An 18,069-nucleotide genomic window follows, 5' to 3' on the forward strand; every position below is an offset into this window, starting at 1 on the left:
AATTGGACTCATCAGTCCGATTTGACGTAGAGCCATAATTTATACAAAATCTTATTAATAAATATCTATTTCAATATTAAACTGCAACACTTAATTTTGGTACAAATGTTTCATAATGAATATGACTTTGATCAACATCTAATGCTTTTAATACTTCAATAACAGATTGAATAAATTTAGCACCACCACAAACGTAAACCTCTGTATTTTCACTTATATATTTTTCTAAGTATTCTTTAGTTAAATAGCCATTTTTTTCACGATCATAAAGTTCATATTTTGCTTTGTCTGATTTTTGACTAATATTTTCTAAATATGAAGTGAATGGTGTATCGTTGACATCTCCAGTTACTTGAATAAATTGAGCATTACTATCTTTAACAACCACTTCATTAAACATTGAAACTAATGGTGTAACACCGATACCCGCACCAATAAATAATTGAGGCTTTTCAGGATTTGCAACCGCAAATGGACCTACAGGTGCTGATAAATTAATTTTGTCTCCTTCTTTTAATTCATCATGCAATATAGTTGAAACTTCACCTTCATGGTCAGTTGTCACATCACGTTTAACAGCAAATGTTAAACGCTCGTTTTCTCCAGATACAATTGAATAATGTCTTTTTGCGCGATATGGCATTTTTTCACTACTTACATCCACAGTGATGTATTCACCAGGTGTAAATTGACTTAAATCATAGTCAGTAGATTTAACTGTGAAAGCTTTGATATCTGAAGATAATTGTTCGATTTTTTCAATTTCAAAAGGTTGGAAACCTTCCCAAAGCATACTAGCATAGATATCTTTTTCAACTTGAATAAACACATCTGCGATTTCTTGATAAGCTTTCTTCCAAGTTTGTATGATTGGATGATCATCTTCTAGTCCTACTACTGCCTTTATTGCTTCTATTAAATTTTCTCCAACAATGTCATAACCTGCTGGCGGAACTTCTAATGCACAATGTTTATAAGCGATTTCTTTAACTACAGGCATGATGTTGCCTAAATTATCAATATTAACAGCTGCCGCTAAAACACTTTGCGCTAATGCAGTTGATTGAAATCCTTTTTGTTGGTTCGTTTGGTTAAACATATTTTTTAATTCTGGATGTTGATTGAACATTCTATTGTAAAAATATGAGGTTATTTCAGTGCCTTTCTCTTGTAATACTGGTACCGTTTCTTTGATAATGCCTTTTTCTTTTTCATTTAACATGAAAGTCACTCCCATTTAGTTAAATATTTCAAACCTTTCCAAATTCATTCTATTCCAATTTGCAAAATTTTTAAATCAATTGTAATTAAATTCACAAATTGTTCATTTTACATAATCTTAATATATATTTTTCCTCTTATTATTTAAATTCTTAAAATAATACGATATATTAGGACTATAGTATGATGTTTATTTTCAGAATATATTGTATAGTTTAATTAAATTAGTCAATGACTTTATTTTTTTAACGGAGGTTAACTTAATGAATAAACTAATCCAGTCACTTTCAGCGCTAGGCGTCTCCGCAACTCTAGTTACCCCCAACTTAAGTGCAGAAGCAACAACTAATCACTCCCCTGAGCTTAGAGGTGTGAATGATATCGTAATCGAAAAAGGCCAAAATTATAATCTACTAAATGGAATTAGTGCTTATGATAAAGAAGATGGTGATTTAACACATAAGATCACTGTAGATGGTCATGTTGATACTTCTAAAGTAGGCAAATATAAAGTGAAATATAATGTCATTGATTCAGATGGTGCAGAAGAAACTTCAACTCGATACATAGAAGTTAAATAATATGACAAATTTTTGAGATGAGATGAATAATCTCATCTTTTTTTGTGTCAAAAACACTTGAAAACATTGAAAATGATAACATTTCTCAACTATATGCGTATATCACTTAAATTTGTCATTTTTCACATAATAGACACATAATTTTAACAAATCTTACATTCCCCGTCATTCCTATTGTTTCTAGTTGTTTCCTATATATAATTATAATTTTTTTCGGATAAGTACTTGTAAATATTGCGTAATAAACTAAAATTAATGATAAGCCCTACATTTGTAGTATTAGGAGGTCAAAAAAGTGTCAAAATTTAAGTCTTTACTTCTAATGTTCGGCACGCTAATTTTACTTAGTGGTTGTTCGAATGTTGAAGTATTTAATGCAAAAGGGCCAGTAGCAAGTAGTCAGAAGTTCTTGATTATCTATTCAATCATCTTCATGCTTGTTATTGTTGCTGTTGTACTTACTATGTTCGCTATTTTTATTTTCAAGTATAGCTACAATAAAAACAGCGAAACTGGTAAGATGCACCACAATTCTTTAATTGAAACAATTTGGTTTGTGGTACCTATCATTATCGTAATTGCTTTATCTATTCCAACAGTTAAAACTTTATACGATTATGAGAAACCACCAGAAAGTAAGGAAGATCCAGTGGTTGTATACGCAGTAAGTGCTGGATATAAATGGTTCTTCGCTTATCCAGAACAAAAAGTTGAAACGGTTAATACTTTAACTATTCCTAAAAACCGTCCTGTAGTATTCAAATTACAATCTATGGATACGATGACAAGTTTCTGGATTCCTCAACTAGGTGGTCAAAAATATGCCATGACTGGCATGACAATGGATTGGACTTTACAAGCTGATCAAACAGGTACTTTCAGAGGTCGTAACTCAAACTTCAATGGTGAAGGTTTCTCTCGCCAAACGTTTAAAGTACACTCTGTAGACCAAAGTGAATTCGATTCTTGGGTTAAAGATGCTAAGAGCAAGAAAACACTTAGCCAAGATGAGTTTGATAAACAACTCTTACCAAGTACACCTAATAAAGAATTGACATTCAGTGGTACGCATATGGCATTCGTTGACCCTGCAGCTGATCCAGAGTACATCTTCTACGCTTACAAACGTTACAATTATGTTCAAAAAGATCCTAACTTTGTAGCTGAGAAAGACTTGTACAAAGATGTTACTGATAAACCACAAAAACCAGCTCGTAAGGTTCAAATCACTAACGCTAACTATAAGCGTCATGGTATGAAACCTATGATTCTTGGTAACAATGATCCTTATGATAATGAATTCAAGAAAGAAGAAGATCATAACTCTAAGGAAATGGAAAAAATCAGTAAAAGTGCAAAAGACGAAAATGCGTCTAAATTTGGTAGCAAAGCAGACAATGATCATGGAGGTGGACATTAATGAATTTTCCATGGGATCAATTGCTCGTTAAAGGTAACTGGATGATTACAATGGCACAAATTGGTGCGCCATTCCTAGTTATTGGTTTAATCGCAGTAATTACTTACTTCAAGTTATGGAAATATCTTTACAAAGAATGGTTCACATCCGTAGACCATAAAAAAATCGGTTTAATGTACTTAATTTGTGCCGTACTTATGTTCGTTCGTGGTGGTATTGATGCATTACTATTACGTACTCAATTAACAATTCCAGATAATACTTTCTTGGAATCAAATCACTATAATGAAATCTTCAGTACGCACGGCGTTATCATGATTATCTTTATGGCTATGCCATTCGTATTTGGTTTATGGAACTTAGTCGTTCCACTACAAGTTGGGGCTCGTGATGTGGCGTTCCCAGTTATGAATAACATTAGTTTCTGGTTATTCTTCGTTGGTATGATATTATTCAACCTTTCATTCATTATTGGTGGTTCACCAGCGGCTGGTTGGACAAACTACGCACCATTAGCTGGTGAATTTAGTCCAGGCCCAGGTGTTAACTATTACCTAGTCGCAATTCAAATTTCAGGTATTGGTACTTTAATGACTGGTATTAACTTCTTCGTAACAATACTTAGATGTAAAACACCAACAATGAAATTCATGCAAATGCCTATGTTTACTGTAACAACATTTATTACGACTTTAATCGTAATTCTTGCGTTCCCAGTATTCACAGTTGTACTTGCATTAATGACTACTGACCGTGTATTTGGAACTGCATTCTTTACAGTTGCCGATGGCGGTATGCCAATGTTATGGGCAAACTTCTTCTGGGTATGGGGGCACCCTGAGGTTTATATCGTTATCTTGCCTGCATTTGGTATTTATTCAGAAATTATTCCAACATTTGCTCGTAAACGTTTATTCGGACACCAAAGTATGGTGTGGGCAACTGCTGGTATCGCATTCTTAAGTTTCTTAGTTTGGGTTCACCATTTCTTCACAATGGGTAATGGTGCTTTAATCAACTCATTCTTCTCAATTTCAACAATGTTAATCGGTGTACCAACCGGGGTTAAATTATTTAACTGGTTATTAACATTATATAAAGGACGTATTACGTTCGAGTCACCTATGCTATTCTCATTAGCCTTCATCCCTAACTTCTTATTAGGTGGGGTTACAGGTGTAATGTTAGCGATGGCATCAGCTGACTATCAATACCATAATACTTATTTCTTAGTAGCTCACTTCCACTATACATTGGTTACTGGTGTTGTATTTGCCTGCCTAGCTGGTTTAATCTTCTGGTATCCTAAGATGATGGGTTACAAATTAAACGAAAAACTAAATGCATGGTGTTTCTGGTTATTCATGATTGGATTTAACGTATGTTTCTTACCACAATTCATTCTTGGATTAGACGGAATGCCTCGTCGTTTATACACTTATATGCCTTCTGATGGTTGGTGGTTATTAAACCTAATCTCTACTATTGGTGCATTATTAATGGCTGTTGGTTTCCTATTCTTAGTAGTAAGCATTGTATACAGTCATATCAAAGCTCCACGTGAAGCTACTGGAGATAACTGGGATGGTCTTGGACGTACTTTAGAGTGGTCTACTGCTTCTGCAATTCCACCTAAATACAACTTTGCTATCACTCCAGATTGGAATGACTATGATACATTTGTTGATATGAAAGAACATGGTCGTCATTATTTAGATAACCATAATTATAAAGACATTCATATGCCAAACAATACACATACAGGTGTAATTATGGGTATATTCATGTTATTAGGTGGTTTCTTCTTAATCTTCGAAACTGTAATCCCTGCTGCAATCTGCTTAGTAGGTATTCTTGGTTCATTAGTTTACCAAAGTTTCGTACAAGATCATGGTTATCATATCCCTGCTTCTGAAGTTGCTGAAAATGAAGCTCGTTTAAGAGAAGCTCGTATTAAAGAAAGGGAGGCTGTAGGTCATGAGTCATGATACAAATACTGTTGATTCACGTACGCACGAAGGTCAATTAAATAAACTTGGCTTCTGGATTTTCCTTACAGCCGAATTCTCATTATTCGGTACTTTGTTCGCAACGTTATTAACGTTGCAACATGGTGGCGATTATGCTGGCAAAATGACAACAGAATTATTCGAGTTACCGCTTGTATTAATTATGACGTTTGCCTTATTAATTAGTTCTTACACATGTGGTATTTCAATTTATTACATGCGTAAAGAAAAACAAAACTTAATGATGTTCTGGATGATTCTTACTGTCCTTTTAGGTCTAGTGTTCGTTGGATTCGAAATTTACGAATTTGCTCACTATGTTTCTGAAGGTGTAACACCACAAATTGGATCTTATTGGTCTAGTTTCTTCATCCTATTAGGTACACACGGTGCTCACGTATCATTAGGTATTGGTTGGATCATTTGTTTATTAATTCAAGTGGCTACACGTGGTCTTAATAAATTTAATGCTCCTAAATTATTCATTGTAAGTTTATACTGGCACTTCTTAGATGTTGTTTGGATCTTCATCTTCACTGCCGTATATATGATAGGGATGGTGTATAGCGGATGAATACAATCGTAAAACATACAGTCGGCTTTATTGCCTCAATCGTCTTGACGTTATTAGCAGTTTTCGTAACTCTATACACAAACATGACATTCCATGCTAAAACAACAATCATCTTTGGCTTTGCATTTATTCAAGCTGCAGTTCAATTATTAATGTTCATGCACTTAACTGAAGGTAAAGATGGTCAAGTACAATCGTTCAAAGTTATCTTTGCGATTATCATCACATTAGTGACTGTTATTGGTACGTATTGGGTTATGCAAGGTGGACATTCTCACCACTTATAATTTAATATTTATCTCACACAAAGAACCTGTTATGAAACTCGTCAAAGTTTCAAACAGGTTCTTTCTTTATGCTTTCATTTCATACCTGATTTAAGTTATCTTTAATTTAAATCATTTATTGTGAAGGAGATGCATTTGAATAATGACTTTACCTATAATCATAGATACTGATCCAGGAATTGATGATGCTGCTGCATTGAGTGTTGCCCTATTACATCCATTCTTCGATGTAAAAATGATTTCCACAGTCAATGGAAATGTCAATATAGAAAAAACGACTGCTAATGCTCTGAAATTGAAAGCTTTCTTCAATAGTGACGTACCTGTTCACAGAGGTTCTGCAAAACCGTTAATTAATAAAGCAATAGATGCAAGCCAAGTTCATGGTGAAAGTGGTATGGATGGATACGACTTCCCATCTATATCAAATGACCAATTAGCTTCTACTAACTCAATAACTGCAATGAAGGAGATACTTTTACATTCAAACACCCCTATTACGCTTATAGCGTTAGGTCCACTTACGAATATTGCTCTATTGATAAGTACGTTTCCTGAAGTTAAAGATCATATTAAAGAAATTGTCTTAATGGGAGGAAGTTCAGGACGAGGTAATGTAACGCCACTTGCAGAGTTTAATATCTATAGTGATCCTGAAGCAGCGCATATTGTATTTGAGAGTAACCTTCCCATCACTATGATTGGACTTGATTTAGCACGACAATCGCTGTTAACTCATGACTATTTAGCGTCATTTGAACATATGAGTAGAACAAGTTCAATGCTCTATCAAATCTTTCAACATTATAGAGAGAAAGACTTCGCTAAAGGGTTAAAATTATATGATGTCTTCACAGTATTATATTTACTTGATCCTGAAAGCTATGAAACGATACTAGCTAGTGTACGAATTGAATTACATGGCACATTGACCAAGGGAGCTACAGTTGTTGATTACGACTCCCCCTATCCAAATTGTAAAATTGTTACTTCAAGTCTAAATAAGAACTACTGCTCAATATTTAAAGACACAATTAAATAATTCATTTTAATTAAAAAAAGCTATAACAAAATGCATCTTTATTACATTTCGTTATAGCTCTCTTTATTTGGTTTCATAAATATTTTGACCAAGTAATTGATAATAAATATGAGAAATAATTGACTCATTTGACACTTTAGAATAATCAACTTTATTCGTAGCCAGTACAATAATATAATCTTCATTAAAATATACCGTAAATATTTGACCGAAAAACACACCATTAATTCGATTGACTTGAGGAGTCGAATAGAATCCATATCTATAAGATTCTGGATATTTAGTGCTCCCAATTTCTTGAAGTAATGATGTTGTAACTGCTTGATTGAAAATATTATTTTGCTGTAAATCATTAACTAATCTAGCCATATCATGTGTAGACATAAATAAATTTCCTGCACCATAATATTGACCTAATACATTCGGATTCATCGTTTTTAGTTTATTATTTTTTACTTTGTATCCAGTGGCCATATCCTTTTTATAAGGCTTTTCATTAAAGAAAGCACTATGCTCTAAATGATAGGGTTCTGCTAGTAATTTATAATAATTTTCCACATAAGAATGATGTGTTACTGCTTCTATAACTTGCGCAAGAACTAGATAGTTAGCATCGTTATATAAATGCTTATGATAATATTTACTATTAATCCCTCTTCTTTGAATATCATGAACTGCCCCATCTAAACTCTTTGTATTAGGATTAGCATTAAATTTATATAAACCACTTCTATGTAACATTAAATCTTTCAATGTAATTGTTTTATTTGTCTTAAACCACGGCAAATACTTAGTAACAGGGTCATTAATATTAATTTTGTTTGATAATTCTAAGTGCTTGAGTACTAAGCCAGTAGTGAATTTTTGAGCTGATCCAATTAAATACATCGTATTTGCATTGCTTTTTTTCTTACTGCTAATATTTTGATAACCATACCCTTTATCAAGCATTAATTTTCCATCTTTTAAAACTGTAATTGATCCATTGAAATGAACATTTTTTAAATACGTATTAATTTGTTCAATATTATCATCTTTTGCTTGAACCGTTTTGAGCTTATCAACTGTTTTATAGTTTTTATCACGATGTTCTATATAAGCCTTGTTATCATTAACATTGTTATATTCACTGTCCTTAATACTATAGTTAGTAATTTTAATGACGAATAATATAATGAGAAGTATTAAAACAATTAATACTAAAATAAAAGCTATAATTTTTAATTTGTTATTTTTCATGGAGTCCCTCTTACGTCTAATATAGAAGTATATCTAAATTAAAACCTATTCTATCTAAATCATTTTTTATTCGTTTAATATTTTATATTATATAACACAACACCATTGAATTCATCTTTCTTTAATCATACAGTTATAATTTTTTATTACATCGTACTTTAGTATGATAAAGTATTATCTAATATTGCTTAACCATCTTTTGTAAATTCTATTTTAATAATGTAAATTTTGTATTAAACTTAAAGTTGTAATTCTCTCCAAAAAGTAATACAATTTAAGGCTATGAGAGTATACATTATATATAATTACACCATCCTTACAACTTTGAATACAAGCAAAAAATATAAATTTATTTTTGATTTTATACTTCATGTTAAATAAAAATGTAACAATTTTTATTTTTCAAATCATAAAATCTCTTATAAAAGATAATATGTATAGGAGCAAATGCTATGAACCGATTTTTAAAATATTTTATGATGCTACTTACACTAGTACTAATCGTTGTTCCTGTAATTTTTATCATCAATTTGTATAAAACTTCTGAAAGTGCAATGCAAGCCTCATATGATAAATCTGATTCGAAGCGTCAATCAAACATACGTGAAGGAAAAGTAAACCCTTCTAAAGATGCAGTTTCAATCTTATTTTTAGGAATTGATGATAATGAAGGTCGTCGTAAAAATGGCCAAACTACAGAACATTCAAGAACGGATTCTATGATTCTTTCTACCTTCAGTCCTGAAAAGCGTCAAATACGATTACTTAGTATCCCACGTGATACGATTAGTTATATACCAAAAGTTGGTTATTACGACAAGATAACTCACGCACATGCATACGGAGGACCTGTAGCTGCTATGGATTCTGTCGAGGCGACATTAAACGTTCCTGTTGATTATTATGTACGAGTAAATATGGATGCCTTCGTTGAGGCAGTTGATGAACTTGGTGGTATTTATTATGACGTTCCTTACGACTTAAATGAGCCTAATACAGACGATAGCGGTAGAATTAAAATTAAAAAAGGCTATCAAAAACTTAATGGTGATGAAGCGCTAGCCGTTGCAAGAACACGACATCACGATTCTGATTTAAAACGTGGCGAAAGACAAATGGATTTAATTAAATTATTATTCCAAAAAGCTAAGAGCCTTGATTCATATGATAAATTAGATGATTTAGTACAAATAGTTGGGAAAAATGCGAAACATAATTTAACTTCTTCTGAAATCAAATCTCTAGCATCTATGTACTTATCTGATGACATTGAATTTAAAAAGTCTCAACTCAAGGGTAAAGATGATTACTTACAAAATATTTACTATTATAATCCGAGCGTTAGTAGTATTATGAAATATTCAAATATATTGCGTTCTGATTTAGGACTATCTAAAATAACAAATAAGGATGAATTCTTAGATCAACGCGTTATTAAACATTACGGTACACTTGTACCACTTACACCTCTTGATCAGTCTTTATTGAAAAATAATCAAAAAGATTCATCTTCTTCTGATGATAACATCGATGATTCAACAAATTCAGATAACAATAATAATATACAATCATCTGAAGAAAATAGTTCAAACTCAAATGAAGGTATTGACCAAAGTAGTCAAGGTAGTACTCAAAATGATAACTACAATCAGACAAATAGTTCTGATTCATTCAATAACAATCAAGATCAAATGAATCAAATTTACTAATTGAGAGGAGTACAAACTATGTCACGTAAAACATATGAAAAAGCTGCTAACATTAATGGTATGTTTAATGTTTTAGAGCAACAAATTATTCATAGCAAAGACATGGCATTATTTAGAAGTGAATTCTTTTACGTTAATCATGAACATCGTGAAAATTTTGAAGCATTATTAGTCTACTATGGTGAAAATTCTGTTAATCCAATTGTAAGTGGTGCGTGCTACATTCTTGCTTTACCAGAAATCTTCAATAAAGTAGATGTTTTTGAATCGGATTTACCGTTCTCATGGGTTTATGATGAAAATGGTATTACTGAGACAATGCAAAGTATTAGCGTTCCTCTTCAATATCTTATTGCGGCAGCATTAGAAGTTACTGATGTAACATTATTCAAGCCTTCAGGTTTTACAATGGGCATGAATAATTGGAATATTGCTCAAATGAGAATATTTTGGCAGTACAGTGCGATTGTTCGCCAAGAAGCCTTATAATAAAACAATTTCCACTCCTTTTTACAAATTTGTTGTAAAAAGGAGTTTTTTATATCTTTAAATCATATAGAATAACTTTATACTTTTATAAATTTAATTTTTGTAACTTTTAATAATTACATATATATGGGGGAATTAAGATGTTTGAAATAGTAAAAAACAAAGATATGTTATCAGAATGTTTTTTTATTAGAAGAGAAGTATTTGTGAAAGAACAAGGTGTTCCCTTGGAAAATGAATTAGATTCATTTGAGGAAGAATCTACACATATTATTGGCTACGACAAAAATCATGTACCTTTTGCATGTGCGAGATTTAGACCTTATAACAACGCAGCAAAAGTAGAAAGAGTTGCTATTTTAAAACCTTATAGAAAAGATGGGTATGGCAAAACAATGATGCACGCTATTGAACGTTTTGCAAAAGATAAGGGATACAATCAATTAGTTTTAAATGCTCAAGTACAAGCTCAAGGCTTTTATGAGAAACTAGATTATATTCAAACGGGCCCAGTTTTTATTGAGGAAAATATCGATCATATAAAAATGTATAAGAATATTTAAACTATTTATATTCTAAATTCATAGAGTACTTGTAATTAATTAAATAGACTATCTCATTTTTTTAATAGTAGCTTAAACTAATGTATTTTAAATTATCTGTGCTTCGTAATGTATTCCTTAGTAAAATCATAATTTGTTTACTATATGTAAGAAAGTATTAAAGTTAGTTTACAAATAAGTTAAATCTAATCATAGCCTTAATTTAAATACTATAATGAATTTGTAATATTAATAATAACGAGGAGTAACAAAATGACCAAAAAGTTTAATTTAAAATTTCCTTCGATGATTGCGATCACATTATTTGGTGCTGCATTTACTTCACAACATGCACATGCAGCTGAAGTGAATCAAAATTCGAATAATACAAATAATGTTATTGATGATCAACAGAATATAGAAAATGCTGAGCAAGCTAAAAAAGAAGTAACTAATTCAGCTCAAAGTGTATCAGGGGTACAAACGTATCAAAATCCTTCTGATGTTAAAGCATCTGTTGCTACAGAAAGCAAAACGTATGATGCTAAATTAGATAATTTAACTACAACAAAACAGACTTCACAAGATCAACAAAGTACGCAAAATCAAAGTACTGCTAACACAAACGCTACTAATTCAAATAGTGAGCTAGCTAAGGTTAAAGATAGCAAGCAAGAAGTTTCATCTTCAAATAAATCTGATCAAAATACTAATATCAATAACACACAAAGTAATACTGATGCTAATAAGAAAACATTGCAAGCTTCTAAAAACACTTTACCATCATCTCAAGTTCAGTCAAATGATGATACATCTGTTAATATTAATCAAAACACTACACAATATGTTAATAATCAAATTGATGAAAGTAGTTCTAACTCACAACAAGAGAATAGTTTAACTTCATCAAATAAAAATCAATTGAATTCATCATCTGTTACTCCATCACAATCTAATCAAGTGACTCAGTCTAACAACCAAATAGAGTCTAAGCAAAGCAGTGATAAGAAAGTTAGTACTTATAGTAATAATGATAATAATGCAACTCAAGTAAACGTAGATCAAGCTAAAACATCACAAGAAGCTAATACTAAGAATGCATCAGCATCAAAAACAACTCAAACATCTACATCTAACAGTACTCAATCAGGTTATTCTGAATTTAGATCTGTTGGTGGCAAAGGTGGTCCAGCAACTTCAGTAAAAACAGTTAAACGTTATGCAGCTAAAGCAACTACATCATCTTTACCGAAATATAAACCACAAGTAAGTTCATCAATCAACAATTATATTCGTTCGAATAACTTACAAGCATCTAAAATCGAAGAAAATTATTCATCTTATTTCCCTAAATATGGATATCGTAATGGTGTAGGTAAACCTGAAGGTATTGTAGTTCATGAAACGGCTAATGATAACTCAACTATTGATGGTGAAATTAATTACATGAAAAACAATTACAACTCAGCTTTCGTTCATGCATTTGTAGACGGTAACCGTATTATAGAAACTGCCCCTACTGACTACTTATCATGGGGTGCGGGTCCAAATGCTAATGGTCGTTTTATAAATGTTGAAATTGTTCATACACATGACTATGCTTCATTCGCTAAATCAATGAATAACTATGCAGATTATGCTGCAACACAATTACAATATTATGGATTAACACCTAATAGTGCTGAAAATGATGGTCAAGGTACAGTTTGGACTCACTATGCAATTAGTCGATTCCTAGGTGGTACAGACCATTCTGACCCACACGCTTACCTACAAAGCCATAATTATACTTATAATGAATTATACGATTTAATTAATGAAAAATATTTAATTAAAACAGGCCAAGTAGCACCTTGGGGTACTACTTCAAGTAGTAGCTCATCTAATACCAATAAAGGTGGTTCAAGTAATAATGGTTCCACTACTACATCACCAAAATTAACTGTTAAGTCAAATAGTGGCTTAGCTCAAATTAAAACTGATAATAGTGGTGTTTACACAACAGTTTATGATGATAAAGGTAAAGCTACCAACCAAGTTCATAACACTTTATCTGTAACTAAATCTGCCACACTTGGTAAAGATAAGTATTATCTATTATCTGACTACAATAGTGGTAAAGTGTACGGTTGGGTTAAGCAAGGAGAAACCGTTTATAATACAGTAAAATCTCCTGTAAAAATAAACCAATCATATAATATAAAATCAGGTGCTACGCTATATACAGTGCCATGGGGTAACTATAATCAAGTAGCTGGAACTGTTTTAAAATCTAATACAGCACCATTTAAAGCAACAAAGTCTCAACAAGTTGGCACAGCCACTTATTTATATGGCTCTTTAAATGGTAAAAATGGATGGGTTAGCAAAGCATTTCTATCTAATATAACTAAACCATCTTCTGAAAGTAAAACACCTACTGTAGATAATACTTTAAAAGTATCGAATCTTAAGAATACATTAGGTCAGGTTTCTACTAAGAATAAAGGAACGTATACAACTGTTTATGATAAAAATGTGAAAGCTAACGCAACTATTGGTGGAAAAACGTACAACATAACTAAGAAAGCTACGTTGAACAATAAAGATTATTACTTAATTTCTGATTATAATGGTAATACTTCACGTGGTTGGGTACCTGTTTCAGAAATTTCTGTTAAAACTACAACACCTAACAAAACTAATGCCACTTATTACGATATTAATGGAAATGCAAATATTTACGACACACCTTGGGGAACAGCTAAACAAGTTAAAGCTACAGTACCTTCAAGTGGTAAACAGTTAAAATCAATTGATAACCTTAAAGTTGGTAACGAAACGTACTTACACGGTGTAATCAACAATGTTTGGGGTTGGATTAAATCAACTGATGTTAAACAAACACCTAAAGTAAATGCTAAATTTGCTGTAAACACTAAAGCTACTAAACCATCTACTGCATCAACTCAAACTGTGTCAAAAGTAGCTCAAGTTAATGCGAACAACAGCGGTGCACGTGCAACTGTTTATGATAAAACAGGTAAAAATGCAACTAAGTATGCTAATCGTACTTTCAACGTTTCTAAAGAAAAAACAATTGATGGTAATACTTATGTGTTACTTCAAAATACTACGACAAATACACCTTTAGGTTGGTTCAATGTCAAAGACTTGAAAGTTCAAAACTCTAGTTCTGAACAAAAAACATCAGGTACTTATAAAATTAACAACAAAAATAATGGTCTATACTCAATTGCGTGGGGTACAAACCAACAACGTTTAGATAATAAAGATTTAGCTAATAAATCAATTAAAGTATCTAAATCAGTTGTTATTGGAAACACAACTTATCTATACGGTACTGTTAACGGTAAAACTGGTTGGATTGCTAAGAATGACTTAACTTCATCAAATACTTCATCAGATAATGGTGAAAAATATCAATATGAATTTATTATCAACACAACTAATGGTTATTACTATGATGACCCTAGTACAGCTAAAGCAACTTCATTAAAAGCTTTTAATGAACAAATTTTCCAAGTAACAATTCGTAAAGTCGTTAATGGTAAAACTTGGTATTATGGTAAATTAAGTAATGGCAAATATGTATGGATTAAAGATACTGATTTGAAAAAAGAATTAGTTAAATATTCAAAATCATATAGAACATTAAATCAAGCTGTATCACTTCAACAAAATGCGTACGGGGCTCCACCACAAGTTCAAAGAAATGGTTATGGTTGGTCAAACGCAACTTATAGTGAAATTAAAAACGCTATGAACACAGAAAAATTAGCTAAAGATGATACGCTTAAATACCAATTCTTACGCTTAGATCGCCCGCAAAATCTTTCTGTAGCAAGTTTGAATCAATTACTTAAAGGTAAAGGTGTTCTTGAAAATCAAGGTCAAGCATTCAGTCAAGCTGCTGCTACTTCAGGTATCAATGAAATTTACTTAATTGCACATGCATTAATTGAAACTGGTAATGGTCAATCTCAATTAGCTAAAGGTGCAAACATCGTAAATAACTATGTTACTACTAATAGTGCTACAAAATATCATAATGTATTTGGTATAGCCGCTTTTGATGCTAATCCACTATATAAAGGTATTAATTATGCTAAGCAAGCTGGTTGGAATTCAGTATCTAAAGCGATTATTGGTGGTGCTAAATTTATAGGTAAAGACTATATTAAAGCAGGCCAAAATACGCTATATAAAATGCGTTGGAATCCAGACCACCCTGCTACACACCAATATGCAACTGATATTAATTGGGCTAATTCTAACGCTCAATATTTAAAACAACTTTATAATGAAATTAAAGCTGTTGGTAAATATTTTGATATCTCAAGCTATAGCAAATAAATAACTATATTTACTAATAAAATGAATGAGACATAAAATTCTCATTTGAATAACCAAGATTCTAGGACATTAAGTTCTTGGACAAATTAAAAAGACAATTTCTATTGATACACTATAGAAATTGTCTTTTTATAATTATTTTATTATATATATGTTGCTAGTTCGTACAATTTTAAATATTCAATTAAAAATTATATTCTTGTGCCCATTTAACTGTACTAAAAAAGCCCTATCGCTATAATGATCATTTGGCTAAATTCATTAAGACAATAGGACTCATTTATTTAAATATATATGTGACGACTATTTAGCTTATCTAATAGTTGATTTAAACTTTGTATTTCTTCCTTACTTAGACACTGACAACGCGCTTCTATTAACTCACATCTTGCCGTATTGATTTGTTGAATCAAATTACGAGCTTCTTCTGTTAGGCATAAGTCTTTGCAACGTAAATCTTCATGAGACTGTTGACTAGTTATATATCCTTTTTGCACTAATTTCTTAATCCATCTAGATACAATGGATTGCTCTCTACTAATCTTCATCGTTAAATCATATTGCGACAATCGATCATAACTATATAAAATTCTCAATAGTTCTAATTGATCATTTGTAATATCTGTACGCTGTCCAAAACGTCTATTAACCAAATTAAGGTCATTATTAGTTAGTGTAATAAGTTTTTCTAGTTGATTATACATTGTTGTTCTACTCCACATTTATAATTGATAATACTATTATACTATGATTTTTTTATATGTCATGTACTTTCAATATTTTGTCACAATACAATTCTAAATAATTCAATTTTAATTTCATTAAGTTTTAAAGCATCTCGCTGAATATATATTTAAACTATGAATCATTGATATATTCCATTGCTATTTATAGTTTGGATTGTCCTTATTAAGGTAATAATTACCTGCATTTAAATAACTTGCAAATGCAGACCAAAGTACATATGGAATCTGTAATAATCCAGTCACTCGATGTATTTTAAACATTGATACTGCATTAGCAACTACTGAGATAAACAACATGATACTTTCAATTAATGCAATACCTCTTACTTTCTTTTTAAAATAAAGTATCGACCACAAATAGTTTAAAGTTAACTGCGTATAATGTGTCACTTTAATTCGAGTTGTCTTTTTTTATTTTTAGTAGTGATTAAATAAGAAACGCCCATTAATAAATATAATATTGGCCATACAATCGGAAATGTTTTTGTAGGTGGAGAAAATGGTGGTTTTCTAAAATTTTGTAGTCCTGTTGTGATTCCTTTGCTATGATTCGACCGATGATACTCCCACCTACCATTGGATGTATCAGCTTAATGATGTCTTTTAACGTGTTAATATTAATCCACTCCTTTAATGTGATAACTTGCTCTTCCTATTATGCAAATACTATTCATATTTAAATCTATTTTTTTAAAATCAAATAGAATTTACATACAAATAATAGTTATTACCCAACATTTCATCCTAAATTGTTGCATTTCAATGTTAATATATACTAAATTAAATACAGTTATTAATTAAAAAAGGAGACAATCGTATGTCGATGGATACAAAAAGAGATTACTTTTTCGATAACGCGCGCGCCATCCTTATCTTTTTAGTCGTATTCGGTCATATGATTCAACCTTATACTTCTGAAAGTAAATACTTATCTGCATTATATTTGTTAATTTATAGTTTCCATATGCCATCGTTTTTATTTATCTCTGGATACTTTGCGAAACATTTAGATAAACCACATTACCTAGAGAATGTAGCTAAAAAGTTAATTGCACCTTACGCTATATTTTATGCATTCTTTTCTATCTATTATTTTGTAACTGGTAAAAGTGATGCAATTCAAATGGACCCTTTTAATCCTGTATTTGCTTTGTGGTTCTTACTTACATTATTTTGTTTCCATGTCATCCTTGTCATAGTACGTCGCTATAAAGCATATTATGTATTACCTGTCGCTTTGATTATTTCAATACTTGCAGGTTTTTCTGATGATATCAATGGTTATATGAGTATTTCAAGAACAATCGTATTTTTCCCGATTTTTTATGTTGGTTATTTAACAACGCGAGCTCATACTCAATTATTGAGAAATAAAAAATTAAGGCTAATTTCAATCATTGTACTTATTATATTTTTCATCGTCTACTATATACACCCAATCAATTCAGATTGGCTTTTAGGTAGTAGTCCCTATACTTCACTTGAAAATAATAATGAAAATGTGTACAGCCCATTGAAAAGACTATTGCTATACTTCGTTATCTTTGTAGCTATGTTCTCATTCCTCAATTTAATGAGTAATCATAAACGTGTTTATACTTATATAGGAAATCGCACAATGTACGTCTATTTATTACATGGTTTAGTTATAGGTATAGTTAGAGGATTGGAAATATATCCTTTTAAAGATCATATATCAGTATTCACTTACGGTTATTTAATTCTCATTTCAGTATTAATTGTATATTTACTATCGACGAACCTTGTTTGTAAATGGACGAATCCTTTGATTAATTTAAAGAAACCTTCTTCTTTTAGAGGATAATGAAAAGTTAAATACAAAAGGACTTACCA

The 18,069-nt window shown here is 31.3% G+C and carries 14 protein-coding genes and 1 pseudogene; 11 read left to right on the top strand and 4 right to left on the bottom strand.

Annotated elements, in window-relative coordinates; genetic code table 11:
* Positions 1-76 precede the first annotated feature (76 nt).
* Positions 77-1,222, bottom strand: coding sequence for a globin domain-containing protein (locus tag HMPREF3134_RS05120; protein WP_070441244.1), 1,146 nt, complete (start codon positions 1,220-1,222; stop codon positions 77-79).
* A 262-nt stretch (positions 1,223-1,484) separates the two neighbouring features.
* Between HMPREF3134_RS05120 and HMPREF3134_RS05125 the strand changes: the two genes are divergently transcribed.
* From HMPREF3134_RS05125 to rihC, 6 genes are all read left to right on the top strand, one after another.
* Positions 1,485-1,802, top strand: a complete 318-nt coding sequence (locus HMPREF3134_RS05125) for a DUF5011 domain-containing protein (protein WP_011276172.1) — start codon at positions 1,485-1,487, stop codon at positions 1,800-1,802.
* A 295-nt stretch (positions 1,803-2,097) separates the two neighbouring features.
* Positions 2,098-3,222 carry a cytochrome aa3 quinol oxidase subunit II gene (qoxA, locus tag HMPREF3134_RS05130; RefSeq protein ID WP_070441247.1) on the top strand — a complete coding sequence of 375 codons (1,125 nt, stop codon included), beginning with the start codon at positions 2,098-2,100 and terminating at the stop codon, positions 3,220-3,222.
* The gene (qoxB, locus tag HMPREF3134_RS05135) at positions 3,222-5,210 is read left to right on the top strand and encodes a cytochrome aa3 quinol oxidase subunit I (protein WP_070441250.1); all 1,989 of its coding nucleotides are present in this window, start codon (positions 3,222-3,224) and stop codon (positions 5,208-5,210) included. The genes qoxA and qoxB overlap by 1 nt, the downstream gene beginning before the upstream one ends.
* Positions 5,200-5,805, top strand: a complete 606-nt coding sequence (gene qoxC, locus HMPREF3134_RS05140; protein WP_037535537.1) for a cytochrome aa3 quinol oxidase subunit III — start codon at positions 5,200-5,202, stop codon at positions 5,803-5,805. Before qoxB ends, qoxC begins: the two co-directional genes overlap by 11 nt.
* On the top strand, positions 5,802-6,092 hold the full coding sequence (qoxD, locus tag HMPREF3134_RS05145) for a cytochrome aa3 quinol oxidase subunit IV (protein WP_011276176.1): 291 nt from the start codon (positions 5,802-5,804) through the stop codon (positions 6,090-6,092). Before qoxC ends, qoxD begins: the two co-directional genes overlap by 4 nt.
* A 142-nt stretch (positions 6,093-6,234) precedes the next feature.
* Positions 6,235-7,134: a ribonucleoside hydrolase RihC gene (rihC, locus tag HMPREF3134_RS05150; protein WP_070441252.1), complete on the top strand. Its 900-nt coding sequence runs from the start codon at positions 6,235-6,237 to the stop codon at positions 7,132-7,134.
* A gap of 63 nt (positions 7,135-7,197) precedes the next feature.
* Here the strand turns inward: rihC and HMPREF3134_RS05155 are convergent, their stop codons facing one another.
* Complete coding sequence (locus tag HMPREF3134_RS05155) at positions 7,198-8,373, bottom strand: serine hydrolase domain-containing protein (protein WP_070441255.1); 1,176 nt, start codon at positions 8,371-8,373, stop codon at positions 7,198-7,200.
* Between the two features lie 452 nt (positions 8,374-8,825).
* Between HMPREF3134_RS05155 and HMPREF3134_RS05160 the strand changes: the two genes are divergently transcribed.
* The 4 genes from HMPREF3134_RS05160 (at position 8,826) to HMPREF3134_RS05175 (ending at position 15,469) form a co-directional block, all read left to right on the top strand.
* A complete protein-coding gene (locus HMPREF3134_RS05160) occupies positions 8,826-10,082 on the top strand; it encodes an LCP family protein (protein ID WP_070441258.1) in 1,257 nt (418 codons plus the stop codon).
* An 18-nt stretch (positions 10,083-10,100) separates the two neighbouring features.
* On the top strand, positions 10,101-10,571 hold the full coding sequence (locus tag HMPREF3134_RS05165; protein ID WP_070441261.1) for a DUF2538 family protein: 471 nt from the start codon (positions 10,101-10,103) through the stop codon (positions 10,569-10,571).
* 140 nt (positions 10,572-10,711) lie between these two features.
* A complete protein-coding gene (locus tag HMPREF3134_RS05170) occupies positions 10,712-11,134 on the top strand; it encodes a GNAT family N-acetyltransferase (protein WP_070441264.1) in 423 nt (140 codons plus the stop codon).
* 252 nt (positions 11,135-11,386) lie between these two features.
* Complete coding sequence (locus tag HMPREF3134_RS05175; protein WP_070441267.1) at positions 11,387-15,469, top strand: glucosaminidase domain-containing protein; 4,083 nt, start codon at positions 11,387-11,389, stop codon at positions 15,467-15,469.
* A 284-nt stretch (positions 15,470-15,753) separates the two neighbouring features.
* Here HMPREF3134_RS05175 and HMPREF3134_RS05180 read toward each other — a convergent pair whose 3' ends face one another.
* Positions 15,754-16,173 carry a MarR family transcriptional regulator gene (locus HMPREF3134_RS05180; protein WP_037535525.1) on the bottom strand — a complete coding sequence of 140 codons (420 nt, stop codon included), beginning with the start codon at positions 16,171-16,173 and terminating at the stop codon, positions 15,754-15,756.
* A gap of 180 nt (positions 16,174-16,353) precedes the next feature.
* Positions 16,354-16,792: pseudogene (locus tag HMPREF3134_RS05185) on the bottom strand (TspO/MBR family protein).
* 240 nt (positions 16,793-17,032) lie between these two features.
* On the opposite strand from HMPREF3134_RS05185, the gene HMPREF3134_RS05190 reads away from it, so the two are divergent.
* The gene (locus HMPREF3134_RS05190; protein ID WP_070441270.1) at positions 17,033-18,040 is read left to right on the top strand and encodes an acyltransferase family protein; all 1,008 of its coding nucleotides are present in this window, start codon (positions 17,033-17,035) and stop codon (positions 18,038-18,040) included.
* Positions 18,041-18,069 lie beyond the last annotated feature (29 nt).

The organism is Staphylococcus sp. HMSC14D10, from assembly GCF_001808125.1.
In the GTDB taxonomy this organism is placed as follows: Bacteria; Bacillota; Bacilli; order Staphylococcales; family Staphylococcaceae; genus Staphylococcus; species Staphylococcus haemolyticus.